General features: G+C 41.6%; 18 protein-coding genes and 1 pseudogene. 3 read left to right on the top strand and 16 right to left on the bottom strand.

Annotated elements, in window-relative coordinates:
- Window positions 1-187: 187 nt before the first annotated feature.
- The 5 genes from FTT77_RS15635 to FTT77_RS15615 all read right to left on the bottom strand — a co-directional run bounded on the left by FTT77_RS15635 (window position 188) and on the right by FTT77_RS15615 (window position 3477).
- The gene (locus tag FTT77_RS15635) at window positions 188-592 is read right to left on the bottom strand and encodes a DUF3106 domain-containing protein (protein WP_180105997.1); all 405 of its coding nucleotides are present in this window, start codon (window positions 590-592) and stop codon (window positions 188-190) included.
- Complete coding sequence (locus tag FTT77_RS15630; RefSeq protein ID WP_078190377.1) at window positions 582-902, bottom strand: hypothetical protein; 321 nt, start codon at window positions 900-902, stop codon at window positions 582-584. The genes FTT77_RS15635 and FTT77_RS15630 overlap by 11 nt, the downstream gene beginning before the upstream one ends.
- Entirely contained in the window at window positions 899-1513 is a 615-nt protein-coding gene (locus tag FTT77_RS15625; RefSeq protein ID WP_180109539.1) for an RNA polymerase sigma factor, read from the bottom strand. The genes FTT77_RS15630 and FTT77_RS15625 overlap by 4 nt, the downstream gene beginning before the upstream one ends.
- 160 nt (window positions 1514-1673) lie before the next feature.
- Complete coding sequence (locus FTT77_RS15620; protein WP_078192042.1) at window positions 1674-2450, bottom strand: RNA methyltransferase; 777 nt, start codon at window positions 2448-2450, stop codon at window positions 1674-1676.
- Window positions 2451-2502: 52 nt separating this feature from the next.
- Window positions 2503-3477, bottom strand: coding sequence for a class 1 fructose-bisphosphatase (locus tag FTT77_RS15615; protein WP_078192041.1), 975 nt, complete (start codon window positions 3475-3477; stop codon window positions 2503-2505).
- A gap of 184 nt (window positions 3478-3661) precedes the next feature.
- Between FTT77_RS15615 and FTT77_RS15610 the strand changes: the two genes are divergently transcribed.
- Window positions 3662-3859 (top strand): NF038105 family protein, encoded by a 198-nt coding sequence (locus FTT77_RS15610; protein ID WP_078190373.1) that lies wholly within the window; start codon window positions 3662-3664, stop codon window positions 3857-3859.
- 285 nt (window positions 3860-4144) lie between these two features.
- Here the strand turns inward: FTT77_RS15610 and pal are convergent, their stop codons facing one another.
- The 11 genes and pseudogenes from pal to FTT77_RS15555 all read right to left on the bottom strand — a co-directional run bounded on the left by pal (window position 4145) and on the right by FTT77_RS15555 (window position 14326).
- Window positions 4145-4714 carry a peptidoglycan-associated lipoprotein Pal gene (pal, locus tag FTT77_RS15605; RefSeq protein ID WP_180109540.1) on the bottom strand — a complete coding sequence of 190 codons (570 nt, stop codon included), beginning with the start codon at window positions 4712-4714 and terminating at the stop codon, window positions 4145-4147.
- A 68-nt stretch (window positions 4715-4782) separates the two neighbouring features.
- Window positions 4783-6066 carry a Tol-Pal system beta propeller repeat protein TolB gene (gene tolB, locus FTT77_RS15600; RefSeq protein ID WP_180021973.1) on the bottom strand — a complete coding sequence of 428 codons (1284 nt, stop codon included), beginning with the start codon at window positions 6064-6066 and terminating at the stop codon, window positions 4783-4785.
- A 554-nt stretch (window positions 6067-6620) separates the two neighbouring features.
- Window positions 6621-6926 (bottom strand): annotated as a pseudogene (locus FTT77_RS15595) (cell envelope integrity protein TolA); the annotation flags it as partial.
- A gap of 278 nt (window positions 6927-7204) precedes the next feature.
- Window positions 7205-8497, bottom strand: a complete 1293-nt coding sequence (tolA, locus tag FTT77_RS15590; protein WP_180109541.1) for a cell envelope integrity protein TolA — start codon at window positions 8495-8497, stop codon at window positions 7205-7207.
- Between the two features lie 3 nt (window positions 8498-8500).
- Window positions 8501-8950 carry a protein TolR gene (gene tolR, locus FTT77_RS15585; RefSeq protein WP_180021912.1) on the bottom strand — a complete coding sequence of 150 codons (450 nt, stop codon included), beginning with the start codon at window positions 8948-8950 and terminating at the stop codon, window positions 8501-8503.
- Entirely contained in the window at window positions 8950-9648 is a 699-nt protein-coding gene (gene tolQ / locus FTT77_RS15580) for a protein TolQ (protein ID WP_078192037.1), read from the bottom strand. Before tolQ ends, tolR begins: the two co-directional genes overlap by 1 nt.
- A gap of 27 nt (window positions 9649-9675) precedes the next feature.
- The gene (gene ybgC / locus FTT77_RS15575) at window positions 9676-10083 is read right to left on the bottom strand and encodes a tol-pal system-associated acyl-CoA thioesterase (protein ID WP_067765246.1); all 408 of its coding nucleotides are present in this window, start codon (window positions 10081-10083) and stop codon (window positions 9676-9678) included.
- 216 nt (window positions 10084-10299) lie between these two features.
- Entirely contained in the window at window positions 10300-10947 is a 648-nt protein-coding gene (locus tag FTT77_RS15570; RefSeq protein WP_180054940.1) for a hypothetical protein, read from the bottom strand.
- Between the two features lie 98 nt (window positions 10948-11045).
- Window positions 11046-12053: a Holliday junction branch migration DNA helicase RuvB gene (gene ruvB / locus FTT77_RS15565; RefSeq protein ID WP_168378058.1), complete on the bottom strand. Its 1008-nt coding sequence runs from the start codon at window positions 12051-12053 to the stop codon at window positions 11046-11048.
- 219 nt (window positions 12054-12272) lie between these two features.
- Window positions 12273-12875 (bottom strand): Holliday junction branch migration protein RuvA, encoded by a 603-nt coding sequence (gene ruvA / locus FTT77_RS15560; RefSeq protein ID WP_180026954.1) that lies wholly within the window; start codon window positions 12873-12875, stop codon window positions 12273-12275.
- A 110-nt stretch (window positions 12876-12985) separates the two neighbouring features.
- Window positions 12986-14326 (bottom strand): deoxyguanosinetriphosphate triphosphohydrolase, encoded by a 1341-nt coding sequence (locus FTT77_RS15555; RefSeq protein WP_180009963.1) that lies wholly within the window; start codon window positions 14324-14326, stop codon window positions 12986-12988.
- A 460-nt stretch (window positions 14327-14786) separates the two neighbouring features.
- Here FTT77_RS15555 and purL point away from each other — a divergent pair, with 460 nt between their 5' ends.
- Window positions 14787-18623 carry a phosphoribosylformylglycinamidine synthase gene (purL, locus tag FTT77_RS15550; protein ID WP_180109542.1) on the top strand — a complete coding sequence of 1279 codons (3837 nt, stop codon included), beginning with the start codon at window positions 14787-14789 and terminating at the stop codon, window positions 18621-18623.
- 341 nt (window positions 18624-18964) lie between these two features.
- Window positions 18965-19093, top strand: coding sequence for a KGW motif small protein (locus FTT77_RS17520; protein WP_257223191.1), 129 nt, complete (start codon window positions 18965-18967; stop codon window positions 19091-19093).
- Window positions 19094-19275: the final 182 nt, after the last annotated feature.

Raw genomic sequence — 19275 nt, 5'->3', positions numbered from 1 at the left:
TATTAAAGTGACGGAAAATAGCAAGTAACTTGGACCAGTGTTGATCATTTAGCATTGTTCGAGGCATAGCGAGTGTAAAATTGGGTTTGGCGATTTAATTTTACTATCTCGCTATTTTTTTAATCAACAAATGTCAACAGACCCTAATGTAATTGATTTGATTTTCACAACATACTGTTGTTTTTGATTAGTGAACGATAGCGATAGGCTGTAAATATTTATTGATATACTCATCGCGAATAGCAGGTCTTTCATCAGGACTAGCTTTTTGCATACGTGTCGCGAGTTCTTTACGTTCTAAAGTACTCATTTTTTGCCATGTTTCGCGCATACGCTGCTTTTCACTGTCCGGAAGTTGGGTGAACCAATCCATGCGCTGTTGCAAGCTGACACGTTGATCTGCAGGAATCTCTTTGAGAGCCTGATACTTTTTAATTAAAGCCTGTTGTTCTGCTTCAGATAGCGAATCCCAAGTTTCATTAACTTGAGTATCTGCATCTTTTGAAAATATCCAAAAGCGATCAAAGCCAGCAAAACTGGTTTGCAAAAAACTAAAAGCACAGAATGCAATTGCTAATTTTTTAGCTGCCATGTGGAACTTTGTCCTCACCCAGAACCATCAACATTTCAAGATCTTCCACCATTTGAGGGGAGAGCTTAGGGGTTGAAATCACCTGATTTTGTGGTTTGTCATCCAGTACAGTCGCATTCGGTAAAATGACAAAACCTGCAATTGCTGCTGCAAGTGCAAAGCCAGACATTTTCCAAAAACCATAACGAGAAGTTTCGCGCTGATGAATATCTTCAAGCACGTTATTCATGACAGTTGCTTTGTCTTTATGGTGCTGTGCGAGTCCATCAAGTTTGGAAGTTACTTGCTTTAAGAAATCATCTTGTTTCATTCGGATGATCCTCCCATATGTGGATTCAAATGTGCCAAAGCGGTACGTAAACCTTGAATGGCACGGTGGTAATGTGTTTTCACACTGCCTTCGGAACAATTCATAATTTCTGCAGTTGTATGCGTATCAAAGCCTTCCCAAGCTCGCAACATAAATGCTTGTTGCTGGCGGACTGGAAGTTCTGCGATAGCATCTTGTATTTCCTCTGCAGTGACAGCCTGATCCAGAAAGTCGAAAGGGTTTGGTGTAGATTCATCTACAACATCCTGTATTTCGACATCGTCGTCATCTAGGCTGACTTTTCTAAATAGGGAAAACGGCTGCGAACGACGTGCTTCCTTTCGACGCCAATCTTGCAGCTTATTATTTAAAATGGTGTAAAACAGGGGATACCATTCCTCTGTGGACTTTTCAGCATAAGCTTTATGTAAGGAAATAAAGGCTTCTTGCACCAAGTCCATGGCAATGCCATGTTGACCGTGCGTTGCACTTTCCATCATTACTAAAGCACGCCCCGTCACTTCATTCATGAAGTTTTTCAGGCGAGACTCAGCCGTGCTTTTTAAAACACTGCTGTCTTGCGTCTCGGACTTTTTGGGTACTAAATCCATAGAGATGGAAAATCCTGTCATCGGATACCCACCATTATTTCCATATTCATATACAAATAACGATGGAAATAACGGTTAGGTTGACAAAAAGAATTATTATTTTTTCTAGTGTAGTCTATTTTTTTCAGGCTTAAGCGCTAAATACAATAAAATAACGATTTTACTGACGCTGACGTACCATTTCAAAAAAACAGATCGAGCCAGCAATGGCTACGTTTAGTGATTCTTGACCACCCGGTTGAGGAATCGCTACGGCTTCTGCATGTTGTAATGCATACTCAGAAACACCTTGACCTTCATTGCCTAAAATCCACACACATTGTTTGCGCAAATTTTTGCTATATAGGTTTTCAGACTGATGTGAGCTTGTTGCATACACTGGAATTTTGAATTTCGTCAAAATATCTTCAAGGGCAATATTTTCAAAGGTATTTAATGAAAAATGTGCGCCCATACCTGCGCGTAATACACGCGGTGACCAGAGTGATGCAGAGCCTTTGGTACAAACGACTTGCTCAATACCCGCTGCGGCAGCAGAACGGAGTAGGGTACCTACATTACCAGGGTCTTGAATGTTGTCTAAAATTAAGGTGTCTTCACTGAAGTTAAGCGCTTCACTTGAACTTGGTAAATCCACAATCGCTAAGCAAGCAATAGATGTTCCAAGTGTACTGATATCTTTGTATAAAGATTCACTTAGAATGAACACCGCACCTTGATATTGTTCCGCAATGCGATCGAAATCAGCATGGTTAATTGCTTGTTCAGTGGTGAAAATCGATTTGATTGGACGTTTTGAGTCTAACCATGACAACACCAAGTGTGTGCCTTCCAAAACAGTTTGACCTTGTTTTTTACGGTAGGCATTTTGTTCGATTAAGCCACGGAGGTGCTTAATTTTCGGGTTGTCTTTTGATTCGAGATAAATCAGAGCCATGAGGGAGATATCCACGAAAGTCAGCAAAAATACTGACTTTCGTTATTAGAAATTAATTATGGTATGAAGTAACTAGGTCAACTTCGTTTTTAGAACCAATAATCACAGGAACACGTTGATGAAGTTCTGTTGGTTGGATGTCTAGAATGCGGACACGGCCTGTTGTAGAAGCACCGCCAGCTTGTTCCATCAACATACTCATTGGGTTTGCTTCGTACATTAAACGTAGACGGCCTGCTTTTTTCGGATCTTTGAAGTCGTATGGATACATGAAGATACCGCTACGGCAAAGAATACGATGAATATCACCCACCATGCATGCGACCCAACGCATATTGAAGTCTTTTTCACGCGGGCCAGTTTTACCTGCAAGAAGTTCGTCGATATAACGTTTTACAGGTTCTTCCCAGTGACGTTGGTTCGATGCATTAATTGCATACTCTTTAGTGTCTGCTGCAACCGCAATCGCATCTTTAGTTAATAAGAATTCTTTGCTTTCTGGATCAAAAGTAAAGAAGACTACGCCAGCACCGACAGTTAGAGCCATCATTGTTGATGGGCCATACAGTACATAACCTGCAGCCGCTTGGTTAACACCCGCTTGCATGAAATCTTCAGCTTGCGTTACGGCATTTTTTGCAGGAAGAATTGAGAAAATTGTGCCAACACACATGTTGATATCGATGTTGCTTGAACCATCTAATGGGTCGAACAAAACAAGATAATCGCCATTTTCTTGAGCTGGCGTGAATTCATCTAATTCTTCAGATGCCAAACCACCGACATGTGGATGAACTTTTAATGCATCGATGAGGTAATCATTTGAAATGACATCAAGTTTCTTTTGTTCTTCACCTTGAACGTTTTCGTGTTGCGCGCTACCCAATACACCAGCCAAAGCACCTTTTTGTAAAAGAAGGTCGATGTCTTTGCATGTATTACCAATTGTTTCAATAACTTGTGCTAATGCAGGAGTAAGATTACCACTTTGTTGTTGTAGAAATTGGGAAAGGGTGAGATTTGACATAACCGGAAAACTCCAAATATTAATTTATCAAAAATGATAAAAATGTGATTGTGCAACATTTTAGATGAGAACGAAGGAAAAGAAAAATTAAACTAGACTATTTGTCGTGATTTTACCCTTGCAAGTCCTGAATAACATGCTATGTTGAATCTAATGTATAAATCGAAAGACAGGGAGCACAACAATGACCACACAAAAATTTGATGCGACTCCGACTGCAACTGAGGGATTGAATTTAGACGATATTTCTGCGGATACCGTAAAAGCTGCTTGGAGCAGTTACGAAGCAAAAGCAGAGTATAAAAAGTTCAATAAACATGATCTCATTGAGTCGATGCAAACAGAAAAAGAAAATGCTGAACATCCAGAAGCAGAAGCGTAATGATTTGGATTGTTACGGTGATTTTCTAGTTGGTAAAGCTAAGGATCTCGTTTTAAAAGTCGTTCATTTGCATTTTAATTGATTATTTTTTATGTTCTAAAGCCGCTAATCGAATTTATCCTGAGTTAAAGGGCTAAATTGAGCTAAAGCAAAGAACATTGCAATAGAACGGTGCAAATGAAACGATATAAATTAAATGATATAGGTTAAATCAAAAAAGCACTCATTAATGAGTGCTTTTTTAGCTCAGACTTATTCAAGTCTTATTCAAGTCTTATTCAAGTCTTATTTAAGTAGTGGAGGAACCGCTTCGTAGTTAATTTCTACACGGCGGTTTTCTTTCCATGCATTTTCATCATGACCCGGATTGATTGGCATTTCTTTACCATAGCTAACTGCTTCAAGCTGATTTGGACTTACGCCTGTTGTAATCAGGAAGCTTTCAACAGCTTTGGCACGACGTTCACCAAGTGCCATGTTGTATTCACGAGTACCACGTTCATCGGTGTGACCTGTTAAAGCAACGCGTGAGTTTGCATTAGCAACAAGGAACTGTGCATGAGCTTGAAGGGTTTGTAAGTCTTCATTGCTAAGCTCTGTACTGTCGTAGTCAAAGTGTACTACGCGCTTCGCTAAAAATGCTTTATTCGCTTCAGTTACACCTTTCGATGATGCACCCGCAAGGTTTTGTGCATTGAGTGCTGCATCTTCACTTAAACCTGAAGTGTTTACAGTGGTTGAGCCATTTGGGTTTTGTCCTGCTTGTACATCTGCTGCAGGTTTACGGCTGGCACAACCAGTCATTACTAATGCTGTAGCTAAAACAGGTAATGCAATCAGTTTCATTGCTTTCATATTAATCTCCATGACGGTTATTTATGATGTTTCATTAAAAAGTTATTGTTGAATAAATCATGCAGTGTTTATTTCGGTGCCCAAGCTGGCTCACGAACTTCACCTTGTTCACTTGGTAAGTTCATGCGGAAACGGCCATCTAAAGACATGATCGAGAGCAAACCACGGTTTGCTTCACGGGTTGCATACACCACCATTTGACCATTTGGTGAGAAGCTTGGGGATTCATCTAAACTTGTTGGTGTTAAAATATTGGTTACACCAGAACCAATGTCTTGAACCGCAACTTTATAGTTACTACCGCTAGGACGATGTACCAAAGCTAATTTTTTACCGTCCGCACTTAACGTACCACGTGCATTGAAAGCGCCACGGAAAGTCAAGCGTTTGACACTTTCAGCACTTAAGTTGTAGGTGTAAATTTGTGGAGAGCCACCACGGTCAGAGGTAAAAATAAATGATTTACCGTCAGGTGCATAACGTGCTTCTGTATCAATCGCTGTGTCATTGGTCATGCGTTTTAATTGGCGAGTCTGTAAATCCATTTGATAGATTTCAGGATTGCCATGCATCGATGCGGTAAATAACATTGATTTACCATCAGGTGAGAAGCTTGGTGCACCATTCAGGCCACGGAAACTTGCTACTTTTTCACGGTTACCACTTGCTAAATCTTGGATGTAAATCGCAGGGCGTTTGGTTTCAAATGAAACATAGGCTAGCTTTTTCGCATCAGGCGTCCATGCAGGGGACAAGATTGGATCACGTGAAGTCAAAATGGTACGGGGTTGTTCACCATCCGTATCTGCAATTTGTAGGGTATAGCGCTGATCTGGTGTTGCTGCATTACGCAATACATAGGCAATACGGCCGCTGAAGTCACCTGGAATGCCAGTTAAAGCTTGATAGATTGCATCACTGATCATATGCGCTGCTTGACGATAACGTGAAGCAGGTACAGTGAGTAGTTCATTTAACAGGTATTGTTTTTTTTCAACATCATACAGTTGGTAGTGAATTTCATAAGAGCCATCAGCCGTTGTTTTTGATGTGCCTGTCACGACATAGGATACGCCCGCAGCTTTCCATGCTTCTGCATTAGGTGAATTTATTGTTGCAGTTGCAGGTAAGTTTTTAGAGGCACTGGTAAATTTACCTGAGCGGTTCAAGTCATTTTCAACCACTGGATAAATATTTGAGTCATTACTAAAAGGCACGATCGCAATTTTAGGTGCTTCTTCAGGAGCTTTAGTGATTTCGAGGTGAAGCTGCGCATGCGTTTGAGTCACTAAAACTGGGCTCAAAGCAGTGAATACGGCTAAGCAAAGAAGATGTTTACGCGTCATTTCCATCATTCGCTAATTACTCTAAAAATGTGAGTTATTGTCTGTATTTGGTTGTGTCACATAATGGCATGATTTTGGGATATTAAAAGCATGAAAATATGACTGAACTGTTATAACACTGTGAAAAATGCAGAGATTTTATCCGAGTTTCGTCAAGTCTAGCTTAAAAATCATGAACACAACATCACATTTTGGAATGAAAATGATAATTCTTTAGTTATAACATTCTATTTTTGAATCAAGTGTTTAGAAAATTTTAGTAATACTTGATGTTGCTGAGTCCCACATACACGGCGTTATATAGAACGAAGACAAGAATGGATCAATTAGTCGGGGCTAGAGCTTTATAAAAGCTCAAGTATTGAAACACACAGGTACAATCGATTGAGTATTCATTTTAGGAAAGGGGGGGAACTGGGGGGATGGATGTAGAAGCTTAAAAATAAACATCATACCAGCGATGAAACTTGATCTATTGAAGATAAGAAAAAATGGGTATGGGGTGATTCATTGCTTAACCACAAAAAAATCCCCGCAAGCAATGCACGGATTTATCAAACTTAATTTGAAGATCTAAATGTAGAGGTAAAACTTTGTGCTTCACGTCTAGCATCTGGGTCGCTAGGCATCGGATATGGTGCAGCAGCACGAACTGCAGCCTCAATACTGGCTTTCATATCAGGATCACTGGAGCTTACGATGACTGCTTGGACAGCACCTGTTTTAGATAAAATCACGCGAGCAATGGCCGTTTTACCGCTAGAGCCAGGTGGTGTATCCCAAGCACGTTTGATTTTATGTTCAAAATCACGTTTAGCTGTTGAAGCGATTTTCTTGGCTTCCGCTTTTTTCTTTGCATCTTCTTCATTTAGAGCATGTGAAATGGGTTTAAGAGGCTTTTTTACGTCCTGTACTGATTTCTCAGGTTGAGTTGTTTTAGCATGATCCATCAGCAAAGCATTAAATTGTTCAGGTGGAATATGGTCAGGCATGGTCGAAGAGGGGATGTAAATTGAACGATTTTCGGCGAATGATTGAGAGCCTAGGAGTGTTAGTGTCGAAAATAATAATAATGTTTTCATGTTATATAATTCAGTATATAAGTAAATGAAAAATCCCCACAAGGTTTGCAGGGATTTAAAAATTAACGTGATGACTTGAAGGTGGACGTAAAACTTTGAGCTTCACGTTTTGCATCTGGGTCACTCGGCATTGGGTATGGTGCAGCAGCTCGAACAGCAGCCTCAATACTGGCTTTCATATCAGGATCACTTGAGTTCACAATCACTGACCGAACTGAACCACCTTCCGTAAGGGTAACGCGAGCAGTCGCCGTTTTACCCGCAGAGTCTGAAGGTGTATCCCACGCACGACGGATTTTATTTTCAAAATCACGTTTTGCTGTTGAAGCAATTTTCTTCGCTTCAGCTTTTTTCTGTGCAGCTTCTTCAGCTGCTTTTTTTGCAGATGAAGCTTTGGCTTCTTCGGCTGCACGTTCGCGTGCTTCGGCATCGGCTTTTGCCTTTGCATCAGCCTTAGCTTTGGCATCAGCATCTGCTTTACGTTTTGCAGCTTCTGCATTGGCCTTAGCTTTTGCATCAGCATCTGCTTTACGTTTTGCCGCATCTGCATTGGCCTTGGCTTTCGCATCAGCATCAGCTTTACGTTTTGCAGCTTCTGCATTGGCTTTAGCTTTGGCATCAGCATCAGCTTTACGTTTTGCAGCTTCCGCATTGGCTTTAGCTTTGGCATCGGCGTCTGCTTTACGTTTCGCCGCATCTGCATTGGCCTTGGCTTTTGCATCTGCATTGGCTTTTGCCGTTGCTGCAGCTTTGGCTTTGTCAGCTTCTGCTTTTCTTAATGCATCGGCACGGATTTTTTCAGCCTTGGCTTTTGCATCAGCATCTGCTTTACGTTTTGCTGCGTCAGCATTGGCTTTCGCCGTAGCATCTGCTTTTGCCTTAGCCGCATCCGCTTTGGCTTCTTGTTGCGCTTTTAGTTTTGCAGCTTCAGCCGCTTTAGCTTGTTCTTGAGCACGCATCGCACTGTCCGCAGCTTTTTGTTCTGCAAGTTGCTGTGCTTTTGCCGCTGCGAGTGCTTGTTGGGCAGCAATCTGTGGATCTGCCTTAGGTGGTTCTGCTGGCTTAGGCGGTGCAGCCGTTGGAATCTCGGGTGCTGGTTCAACGCTAGGTTCGGCTGTTTGCGTTATTTGTTTAGCTACATTTTCATGCGCGGTTTCATCAAACTCTGTGACTTCACGTGTTACAGGTTTTAAATCTTCCGGTTTTACCAAAACAGTGGTTATTTTTTTAGGGGGCTCAGGTGGTTTACTCATGCCAAGATAAAGTAAGCCAACCACAGCGACGATATGCACACCTAGTGTGAAACCAATCGCAACGGCTTTTTGTTTAAAAGGCGGCTTGTTGAAATCTTTCATAAATTATTTTAATGGCTCAGTCAGTAAACCTACTTGTGTTAAACCTGCATCTTGAAGGGCAGACATGAGTTTCATGACTTCACCATAAGGACGAGATTCACTGCCGTTAATCAGGACACTCATTTGCTTTTTCTGTTCGCTCGCTTCATTTTGCGAGGCCGTTAAAACAGATTTAAGTTCATCGAGTGTGAGTACATCATCTTGATGATTTTTATCTTCGAGAGTGATCGTGCCATCTGCTTTCAGTGTAACAATCGCTCTACTATCTTCCGCTTGCATAGGCGTGCCATTTGCCTGTGGTAAGTCGACTTTGACACCTGTGGTGATCATAGGTGCAGTGACCATGAAAATCACCAAAAGAACTAACATGACATCAATATATGGTACGACGTTCATGTCACTTTTTAATGGTTTTTTGATGCGCTCAAAGCGTCCAGAACGTTGAATAGCCATTAGTCATTGTCCTGAGTTGAACCTACAGACTGGCGTTGTAATAACGCAACCATTTCTTCGGCAAAAAGCGCACGATCGTTATAAACGGCTTCACCTTTGGCTGTAAAATGGTTAAATGCTAGTACAGCAGGAATTGCCGCAAAAAGACCAATGGCCGTTGCAATCAATGCCTCTGCAATACCAGGAGCAACCGTAGCAAGGGTGACTTGGTCAACATCTGCTAAACCAATAAAGGCGTTCATAATGCCCCAAACGGTACCGAATAAACCGACATAGGGTGCAACCGAGCCAATACTCGCAAGCGCGCCTAAACCATTTTCTAAATGTCCTTGGTCACGGCTTAAACCCACACGAAGAATACGTTCTGTACCTTCAATTGATTGTTCTGCGCTGGCATTACGTTTTTTAAGTTTGAAAAACTCGCCTAAACCTTGATAGAAAACATCTTCAAGGCCAACACGTTTCGAGTTGAGCTGAGCATTGTTGTATAAAGTATTGAGTTCGGCGCCAGACCAAAAGATTTTTTGGAAATGTTCATCGTCAGCCTGCGCTTTTTTATAACTCATGTGTAACTTGGCAATCAGATACCAACTGAATAACGAAGCTAAGAGCAGCAGGAGCATTACCAGTTGTACGACAGGACTTGCTTGTAAGATGAGGTCTGAAACTTTGAGTGTTGATTCTAGTTGAGTTGCCATAGTTACTACATGTGCCAAATAATTTTTTTAATCTTGTTCCAATTCTTTCAGAATCAGTTCACGTATTTCATCAGGAAGGCGACGGGGTCTCATCTCTGCACTGATACATGCCAATTCTACCTCACCTGATGCCAGCATAATATCACCACGATAAATATTTTGTTGCAACACAAATGACGTAGCCTTACACGAAACTACACTTGCTGTAACAGTAATCAGGTCATCCATTAATATAGGGCGTGAATATTTCACATTAATTTTATGAACGACAAAGTTGTAATCTTTTTGATGCCAATAATGGTCTACACCTGAAGCGCGTAGCCATTCTGTGCGGGTACGCTCCATAAAGCGAATATGATTTGCGTGGTAAACAATGCCACCTGCATCTGTATCTTCAATATATACACGAATGTTGAATTCGAATTTATTCGCCATGAGAGTGTTCCGTCTTTATAAAATCTGAAAAATATTGTTCTGCACTTCAGCATAGAATTAGAGCATTTAAAAATGGCGATAATTCAATGATTCGTCAAGTGCTTCAATGACGGGCAGTTTAGCACCGTGAGTCATCAGTCCAATGGCACAAGGTTTCAACTCACGTAAATCTTTAACTTCCGTAGTTGTAATTATTGATTAAAAAAGAGACTGCTTTTAATTTGTTTGTTCATCTAATTTAAATTTTGTATCGACAAAATCCTGTAGATGAGCTGCTAAATATCCCGCAATATGAAAGTGAGTTTCTTCCATTTTCTTTTTCTGTTGCTTTGGGAGTAATGCTTTTAAAGATTCATACATATACGTTAAGCAGCAAAAGCCAAGGCCAATAACTAACATGAGTAAAAGTTTATTAGGTAGATCTATCCAGAAAAACACATAAACGAGTATGACTAAAGTAAAGAATGAGAAGCTGAAATACAACGTATTAATTTTTGCTGGCTTAAAGTTTTCCTTGACCAAAGCTTGTACGTCGTCGTGATAGTACGTCCCAATAAAAATGAGGGCAGAAGTATAGTTGAAGCTCAGGTTTTTTATACGATATGCAGAAGGCGATTGTTTAATAGTTAAGATATTATCTTCACTTACTTCTATGGTTTCTTTGCTAAGAATGTTTTCACATTCGACAGTGATAAAATAATTGTATTCGGTGTGGAATAAGCTTTCAAAATCACTCATTTGTTTTGGGCTAAATGAACTGATAGGTTGTTCTCTGGGAATGTGTTCAATGGCACTGTCTAATGGTAGGTTTTGAATGTAGTCGCTATTAATTTTGTTAATTATTCTATTCTCAAGATTTATCATTTTAGTCTATTGTTTGTAGTGGCTTGAATTTATTTTAAAAATTTAAATAAACATGCAGGGAGCATTTAACTCCCTGAAGTCGTTCAGTGAATTATCGTTTACTTATCTTTCGGCTCTGGTGGTGTCATCCCAAACTGTAAATACGCCATATTGGTGGCAATACGTCCACGTGCAGTACGCATGACATAGCCTTGCTGAATGAGGTAAGGCTCGATCACATCTTCTAGCGTCCCTGAGTCTTCTGCCATAGCAGCAGCTAAAGCTTCTACGCCTGCAGGGCCACCATCAAAACGCTCTAGTAGCATTGATAAATAACGGCGGTCTAGCGTATCTAAACCATCTTTATCGACATTCAGCATGTCCAAAGCACGTTGAGCCATCTCTTGGGTTACTTCACCCGTACCTTTAACTTGCGCATAATCACGGACTCGGCGTAATAAACGGTTTGCAATACGAGGTGTCCCACGAGCACGGCGTGCAACTTCCTGTGCGCCTTCGGCAGTCATGGGTACATCCATCAAGTTTGCAGATCGAGTCACAATATGCGTTAAGTCTTTGACAGAATAAAACTCTAAGCGTTGTACGATACCAAAACGGTCACGTAAAGGAGAGGTCAGTAGGCCTGCACGAGTCGTCGCTGCAACAAGAGTGAAGGGTGGTAAATCCAGTTTGATCGAACGGGCAGCAGGGCCTTCACCAATCATGATGTCGAGTTGGTAATCCTCCATCGCTGGATAGAGAATTTCCTCGATGACCGGTGAAAGACGATGGATCTCATCAATAAATAAAACATCACCTTCTTCGAGGTTGGTTAGCATCGCAGCCAAATCGCCTGCACGCTCAAGGACTGGGCCTGATGTCGATTTTAAGTTGCCGCCCATTTCACGCGCAATAATATTGGCTAGTGTGGTTTTTCCTAAACCCGGTGGGCCAAAGATCAGGGTGTGATCCAGCGCTTCTTCACGGCCACGCGCAGCACCGATAAAGATTTCCATTTGTTCACGGACGACAGGCTGCCCGATGTAGTCATCAAGGGAAGTTGGGCGGATGGCGCGGTCGAAGTGGTCTTCGGGTTTTTCTGAACCACTGATAAGACGGTCTTGCATATAATTAAATCAATCTCTGGCTGAACTTTCGAGGCACAGCCTCAAGTTGTGATTTGTGTTAAGGTGCCATTGTGTAGGCATTGCTTTACTTTTGAAAGATCAAAAGTAACAAAAATCTTGTGTTGGATTGAGGATATATCCTTATATCCCAATCCAACATGGCGACATCCATGTCGCCTTCGTGTATACAATTTAGGTGTATTGGTATGTCTATTTGAATTATTTATTCATCGACTTAAGTGCTGCACGGATAATGTCGCTGGCTTCAGTATAATCAGCTTTGACGGCATTAATTAGCTTTTGTGCTTCAATTGGCTTGTAACCTAATGATTGCAATGCCGCCTCAGCTTCGGCAACGGCAGAGTTGCCTGTAAATTGAATTTGTTCAACAGTTGAATTGGTTGGTGCAGTCCCTGAAGCCATGGCTTTAAAGCGATCACGTAACTCAATCATGAGGCGTTCAGCGGTCTTTTTGCCTACACCCGGAACTTTGACTAAAGTGTTTACATCTTCATGTTCAACCGTGTGAATCAGCATTTCAACACTTAATGTTGATAAAATGCCCAGTGCCATTTTAGGGCCTACGCCGTTAACTTTTAAAAGTGTGCGAAAAATCAGTTTTTCTTGAGCATTGCTAAATCCATACAGCAGTTGTGCATCTTCACGAACAGCTAGATGTGTCCACAGGGTAATTTTTTGACCTTTTTGTAGTTGGCAAAATGTAGAAAGTGGGGTGTCAATCTCATAGCCCACACCATTTACATTGAGTAATACTGTTGGTGCTTCCAATGCCAGCACTTCGCCAATTAAACATCCGATCATGTCATTTATTCACTTTATTTCAGTTTAGTCTGAGCCATTTGCTCAATTTCAATTTGTTGCGAGATTAGCGTGAAGGCCAGCGAATTACTAGCCTTCACATTTTTTCAGGTTTAAAAGAAACCAACTTTATTGCCTTGAAGTTCTTGTGCAAGGTTATAAGCCTGATGGTCTGAAAATTTAGAGATAATATCCAATACTTGCATGATGTTTTCATAATGCAACGGCCCAAAATGTGCCCCCGAACGGTGAAGAATGGACATCAGTCGTTGTTCTTTAAAACTCAAAGTTTTATTTGGCGTAGTTAGAGGAATAAAGGCATCTAAAATATTTTGTAGACTTTGATGCGCAATAATCTCTAAGCCGGCTTTTTGTGGATGTTCAAAAATTTTATCGCGGGCTAATTCTTTTGCTCGGTTAATTCCACGCTCAATATCTTCACTGCAATATTGCAATAAACTGCCTTTAAGTTGACCTGACAAAATTTCATGATGATGGCGGGCGAAGGCTGTCGTGACTTCTTCGACTAGACGTTTCATCACACGACCACGTAATGCAGCTATTTTTTGTTGCCAAGTGGTATCAGTCATCGCCAATTCGGCAGGTATGCCATAGTCACCGACCAGATCAAGGAAAATTGGCTCAACTTCGTTATAGTTCAACATGTTGAGGATAATGCCATCTTCAAGGTCAATTAAGGCATAACAAATGTCATCTGCGGCTTCAAGCAAATAGGTCAACGGATGACGACAGTAGTGATATTCGCCCAGTTGAATTAAACCGAGTTGCTCTGCAATTTGCTGCAAGATTTCTTTTTCTGCCTGATAGCAGCCAAATTTAGCCCGTTGGCTTGCAGGTTTATTGCCTTGCGATGCAATGGTTTTTGAAAGCCACGGGTATTTTAAATATGCACCTAAAGTTGCATAGGTTAAACGCATACCACCATCATTCGGATGATAATCAATTTTAGTCAGTAAACGTAAACCTTGGGCATTGCCTTCGAACTGTCTCACGTCGGCTTCTTCTTCAGGGCTTAAGTCCTGTAAAAAGTTGGTGTGTGATGCATCATCAAACCATTCTCGAATAGCATATTCACCTGCATGGCCAAAAGGTGGATTACCAATATCGTGTGCCAAGCACGCAGCTTGAATAATTGCACCGACATCGGCAGGTGAAATCCACATCGGGAGTTCATCTTTAATTTTTTCAGCCGCGAGCATCCCCAATGAACGTCCAATACAAGACACTTCTAAAGAGTGCGTCAGGCGAGTATGAATGCCATCATGTTGGGTGAGGGGATGGACTTGGGTCTTGCGGTTTAATTGTCGAAAGCTTTGCGAAAAAATAATGCGGTCGTAGTCTTTGTGGAAAGGGCTACGTGCCTGTTCAGAGCTATGTTTATTACTACCAATACGAACTGTAGAAAGCAGTTCAAGCCAACGCATTTGAGTCATTTATCATTATTCAGTTATTTACTAAAAACTATGATGCCAAACTTGTGACTAAAGTAATAGTGGGTCGCGTCATAGCTTGACACTTTATTTAAGGGTATCGGTGGAGGTATAGAGTTATTCGTATTAAGGTAGGGTGTTTTTAAGATAAATATTATTCATTGGCCAGACTATTCGCTGATTCAAACCGATTGGGAATGTCGCCTTGAAAACCTCAAAATTCTAAATTTGATATTAATTTTCGATTAATGTTTTTTACAATTTATTTTGTGCTAAGCTGCGCTGCTGTATTCAATCTTTTTGACTGAAAATAAAAACAAAATTTAAAAAATCTTGTGCCATTCTCGAACAGAAAATGCTTTTCCCATCTAGCTGATTTCACCAATACACAGTAGAATATGCGCTCTCTTCAAGTCACATTGCGGCTTGGTTCAAAAGACCAGCCCGTGGAGCCAAAATCAGCATGTTTATCGTGGCCGGTGCACCAGCACACTCTTCTTTTAAGAAAACGCAACTATTAACACGTCTATCTTCGATTAGTTCTGTTCAAGAAATTGAAAGCCAATTGGTCTATCTATTTGACCAAGCGCTAAGCGAACAGCAACAGCAATCTGCTTTACAGCTGCTTAATGATGGTCAATCTTTTGAATTGCGCCAGCCAGCAAGTGATGAAGTCCAAATATTAGTGACGCCACGCGTTGGGACAATCTCTCCGTGGTCGTCGAAGGCAACAGACATTTTCGCCAACTGTAATACACCGGTTCATCGCCTTGAACGCGGTGTTTTATTTACTTTGAAGGGCGTAAATGCTGTTTCTGATGAAGTAAAACTAGCATTACATGACCGCATGACCGAAAGTGTTTTCAATCAAATTGAAGAAGCGACTGCGCTGTTCTCTGAAACTGAACCAAAGCCGTTAAATGCAATTGATATTTTAGGTCAAGGCAAAGACGCTTTAGTGAAAGCAAACTCTGAATTTGGTTTTGCACTATCTGACGAAGAAATTGATTATTTAGTTGCAGCGTTTAACAAGCTTGGCCGTAACCCGCATGACATCGAATTGATGATGTTTGCTCAAGCAAACTCTGAGCACTGCCGTCATAAAATCTTTGGTTCAGAATGGACAATTGATGGCGAAGTTCAGCCATTGTCATTGTTCCAAATGATTAAAAACACGTATAAAGAATCTCCAGATGACGTTTTGTCTGCATATAAAGACAACGCATCAGTGATCGTGGGCTTTGACACTCAACGTTTCTATCCGAAAAAAGACGAAGAAACAGGTCAGCACGTTTACAAATATAAGAGCCAAGCTGCTCACATCTTAATGAAGGTGGAAACGCATAACCATCCGACAGCAATTGCGCCATTTGCGGGTGCTGCGACAGGTTCAGGCGGTGAAATCCGTGATGAAGGCGCAACTGGCCGTGGCGGTAAGCCAAAAGCAGGTTTAACAGGTTTCACTGTTTCTAACTTGAACATTCCTGGCTTTGAACAGCCTTGGGAAGAAAACTACGGCAAGCCGTCTCGTATGGCATCTCCGCTTCAAATTATGATTGAAGGTCCATTGGGTGGCGCTGCGTTTAACAACGAATTCGGTCGTCCTGCTTTAAATGGTTACTTCCGTACATTTGAACAAAATGTAAATGGCGACGTAAAAGGCTTCCATAAACCAATTATGATTGCTGGCGGTTACGGTAACATCCGTCCTGACCACGTTGAAAAAGATGCAATCCAACCGGGCGATCTTTTAATCGTACTTGGCGGTCCAGCAATGCTAATCGGTCTTGGCGGTGGTGCTGCGTCTTCTGTAGACAGCGGTAAGTTAGGTGAAAACCTAGACTTCGCTTCTGTACAGCGTGAAAACCCAGAAATGGAACGCCGTTGCCAAGAAGTCATCGATGCTTGCTGGCGCATGGAAGACCATAACCCAATCGTGTCTGTACATGATGTGGGTGCGGGCGGTATCTCAAATGCAATGCCTGAACTTGTGAACGACCATGAGTTAGGTGCAATTCTTGATCTTCGTAAAATTCCATCATTGGAAAAAGGCATGTCTCCAATGGAGATCTGGTCGAACGAAGCGCAAGAGCGTTATGTATTGGCGATTCGTCCAAGCTCATTAGAATTATTTGAATCACTGTGTGCACGTGAACGCTGCCCATTCGCTGTATTAGGTGAAGCAACTGAAGCGCGTCAATTGACAGTGAACGATCCATTGTTTGAAAACAAAGCTGTGGATATGCCAATGCAAGTGATGCTTGGCGGTACACCGCGTATGAGACGTTCATACGAAACGATTGAACGTAAAGGCGATGACTTCACTGCTGAAACAGTCACAGATTTGAAAGATGCGATTTACCGCGTTCTTAAAAACCCAACTGTTGCATCTAAATCGTTCTTGATCACTATTGGTGACCGTTCGATTACAGGTATGGTTGCACGTGATCAGTTCGTAGGTAAGTGGCAAGTGCCTGTAGCTGACGCTGCGGTTACAACGACGAGCCTTGTTGGTTATACAGGTGAAGCGATGGCAATGGGTGAGCGTCCACCAGTTGCGTTGTTAAATCCTGCTGCTTCTGCACGTTTATCTGTAGCAGAATCGATTTCAAACATTATGTCTGCAAAAATCGACCAGATCAGCGACATCAAATTATCTGCAAACTGGATGGCTGCTGCAGGTCAACAAGGTGAAGACCAAGCGTTATTCGAAGGTGTTAAAGCCATCGGTATGGAAATGTGTCCTGCATTAGGTATCGCAATTCCTGTTGGTAAAGACTCATTGTCTATGCGTACAACGTGGAATGACGAAGGCGAAGATAAATCTGTGACTTCTCCAATGTCAGGCGTAATCACAGCATTTGCACCTGTGACTGATGTTCGCAAAACATTGACACCTGAACTTAAAAATATCGAGTCTGTACTGGTACGTATCGATCTTTCTAAAGGTCAATTCCGTCTTGGCGGTTCGATCCTTGCTCAGGTTTATAAAGCAATCGGTTCTGTAACACCTGACGTAGACAGCTTCGATGACTTCAAAGCATTCTTTGCATTGGTTCAAGATTGGAACAACCGTGGTCTAATCAAGGCTTACCATGACATCGGTGATGGCGGTCTATTGGCAACTGTTGCAGAAATGATGTTTGCTTCGCGCTTAGGTGCAGCACTTGAGGATCAATCAACTGCAAGCTTGTTTGCTGAAGAAATTGGTGCAGTGCTTCAAATCAGCAAAGCGGATTGGGCTGCATTAGAAGCTGAAGTTGCAGCGTCTTCATTGCGCGATGCAATTGCAGTGGTAGGTACTGTAAACGATACAGATACTTTAACTGTAAATGGTTTGAGCTTAGACCGTGCTGAATTACAGCAAGCATGGACTGAAGTGTCACATCAAATCCAACGTCTGCGTGACAACGTAGAAACTGCGGATCAAGAATATGCGTTAATCGCGGACAAATCACATGCAGGTTTAATTGCAAAACCAACATTTGATTTGAACGAGCCAATCGAAGCACCGTACATCAATGAACGCCGTCCAAACATGGTGATTCTGCGTGAACAAGGTGTAAACGGTCATGTAGAAATGGCTGCTGCATTCGATAAAGTCGGCTTCAACACTGTTGACGTACACATGAGCGACTTGCTTGCTGGCCGTATCAGTCTTGATGACTTTGAAGGCTTAGTGGCATGTGGCGGTTTCTCTTACGGTGACGTATTGGGTGCAGGCGGCGGTTGGGCTAAATCTGTATTGTTCAATCCTAAACTTCGTGACCAATTTGAGAAATTCTTCAACCGTGATGAAACATTCTCTCTAGGTATCTGTAACGGCTGCCAAATGTTGTCTCAGCTTGCACCGCTTATTCCTGGCGCAGAAGCTTGGCCTCGTTTCCACCGCAATACTTCAGAGATGTTTGAAGCTCGTGCAGTTAACGTACGCGTTGAAAAATCAAATTCTGTATTGTTAGAAGGTATGGAAGGTTCGATTCTTCCTATCGCTGTTGCACATGGTGAAGGTCGTGTAGTTGCTAGCGCGGAAAACATTGCAGCATTGAATGCAGGCGATCAAGTGATCTTGCGTTATGTAGATAGCCAAGGCAACCCAACGCAGCATTACCCAATGAACCCGAATGGTTCGCCAGAAGCGATTTCAGGTGTAACGTCTAAAGACGGCCGTGCAACGATTATGATGCCGCACCCTGAACGTAACTTCCGTGCGATTCAGCATTCGTGGAAACCAGAAGATTGGGATCAAGACGGTGCTTGGTTACGTATGTTCCGTAATGCACGTAAATTTATTGGTTAATCTTAGATAGATGAATCATAGAAAAGAGCCGCCTTCGGGTGGCTTTTTTATGGTTAAAATTTACCAAAAGATATATTAATTATTGTGAATGCTTGTTTTTACACATATAATCGCTTTCGATTTTTAACCACCTACGGGTGGTTTTTTGTTGGTTTTTAAATTTTATTTCTCCCGCTGAACTTGGTTTAGATTTTGCTTTTATATTTGTGGAATCATGCTAGTGTGTATTTTATGCACAATAACTATGCAAGATAAAAGATAGCAAGATAAAAGATAGCAAGATAAAAGAAAGATGGATAACTAAACGAGTTCAGTATCAACACTCATGATGAGGTGATGACATGATTAAAACAGTGGAATATTCGGCAGTGGATAAGTCTGCGTTGCGTAGAAAGGGCTGGAAGCTTTTTGGTGCAGTCGTGTGTTTGCAGTTGGTGTTTTTAGTTTTGGGTTATGTTTTACAGATGTAATATTTGAACAATTGAAACCGCCGTGAGGCGGTTTTTTATGTAAACTAATGCATAATGGCTTTGTTGCACAAAGCTATTCTTGAAGGCTTCTTCAGCAATATAATTTCCAGATGAAGAAGCCTGCACCTAAAATCTACCGTACAACCAATTGGTCCTCGTATAACCAAGCTTTAATCAAGCGA

Source organism: Acinetobacter sp. YH01010 (assembly GCF_013420775.1).
Classification (GTDB): Bacteria; Pseudomonadota; Gammaproteobacteria; order Pseudomonadales; family Moraxellaceae; genus Acinetobacter; species Acinetobacter amyesii.
This window is presented reverse-complemented; position numbering and strand designations above follow the sequence as displayed.

Coding starts and splice junctions, on each gene's coding strand:
- pal (WP_180109540.1), bottom strand. CDS start 4,714: ATGAAAGCAATGAAACTGATTGCATTACCTGTTTTAGCTACAGCATTA.
- purL (WP_180109542.1), top strand. CDS start 14,787: ATGTTTATCGTGGCCGGTGCACCAGCACACTCTTCTTTTAAGAAAACG.
- FTT77_RS17520 (WP_257223191.1), top strand. CDS start 18,965: ATGATTAAAACAGTGGAATATTCGGCAGTGGATAAGTCTGCGTTGCGT.
- FTT77_RS15610 (WP_078190373.1), top strand. CDS start 3,662: ATGACCACACAAAAATTTGATGCGACTCCGACTGCAACTGAGGGATTG.
- FTT77_RS15620 (WP_078192042.1), bottom strand. CDS start 2,450: ATGGCTCTGATTTATCTCGAATCAAAAGACAACCCGAAAATTAAGCAC.
- FTT77_RS15555 (WP_180009963.1), bottom strand. CDS start 14,326: ATGACTCAAATGCGTTGGCTTGAACTGCTTTCTACAGTTCGTATTGGT.
- tolA (WP_180109541.1), bottom strand. CDS start 8,497: ATGAAAGATTTCAACAAGCCGCCTTTTAAACAAAAAGCCGTTGCGATT.
- FTT77_RS15635 (WP_180105997.1), bottom strand. CDS start 592: ATGGCAGCTAAAAAATTAGCAATTGCATTCTGTGCTTTTAGTTTTTTG.
- FTT77_RS15615 (WP_078192041.1), bottom strand. CDS start 3,477: ATGTCAAATCTCACCCTTTCCCAATTTCTACAACAACAAAGTGGTAAT.
- tolB (WP_180021973.1), bottom strand. CDS start 6,066: ATGGAAATGACGCGTAAACATCTTCTTTGCTTAGCCGTATTCACTGCT.
- tolQ (WP_078192037.1), bottom strand. CDS start 9,648: ATGGCAACTCAACTAGAATCAACACTCAAAGTTTCAGACCTCATCTTA.
- FTT77_RS15630 (WP_078190377.1), bottom strand. CDS start 902: ATGAAACAAGATGATTTCTTAAAGCAAGTAACTTCCAAACTTGATGGA.
- tolR (WP_180021912.1), bottom strand. CDS start 8,950: ATGGCTATTCAACGTTCTGGACGCTTTGAGCGCATCAAAAAACCATTA.
- ruvB (WP_168378058.1), bottom strand. CDS start 12,053: ATGCAAGACCGTCTTATCAGTGGTTCAGAAAAACCCGAAGACCACTTC.
- FTT77_RS15570 (WP_180054940.1), bottom strand. CDS start 10,947: ATGATAAATCTTGAGAATAGAATAATTAACAAAATTAATAGCGACTAC.
- ruvA (WP_180026954.1), bottom strand. CDS start 12,875: ATGATCGGATGTTTAATTGGCGAAGTGCTGGCATTGGAAGCACCAACA.
- FTT77_RS15625 (WP_180109539.1), bottom strand. CDS start 1,513: ATGGATTTAGTACCCAAAAAGTCCGAGACGCAAGACAGCAGTGTTTTA.
- ybgC (WP_067765246.1), bottom strand. CDS start 10,083: ATGGCGAATAAATTCGAATTCAACATTCGTGTATATATTGAAGATACA.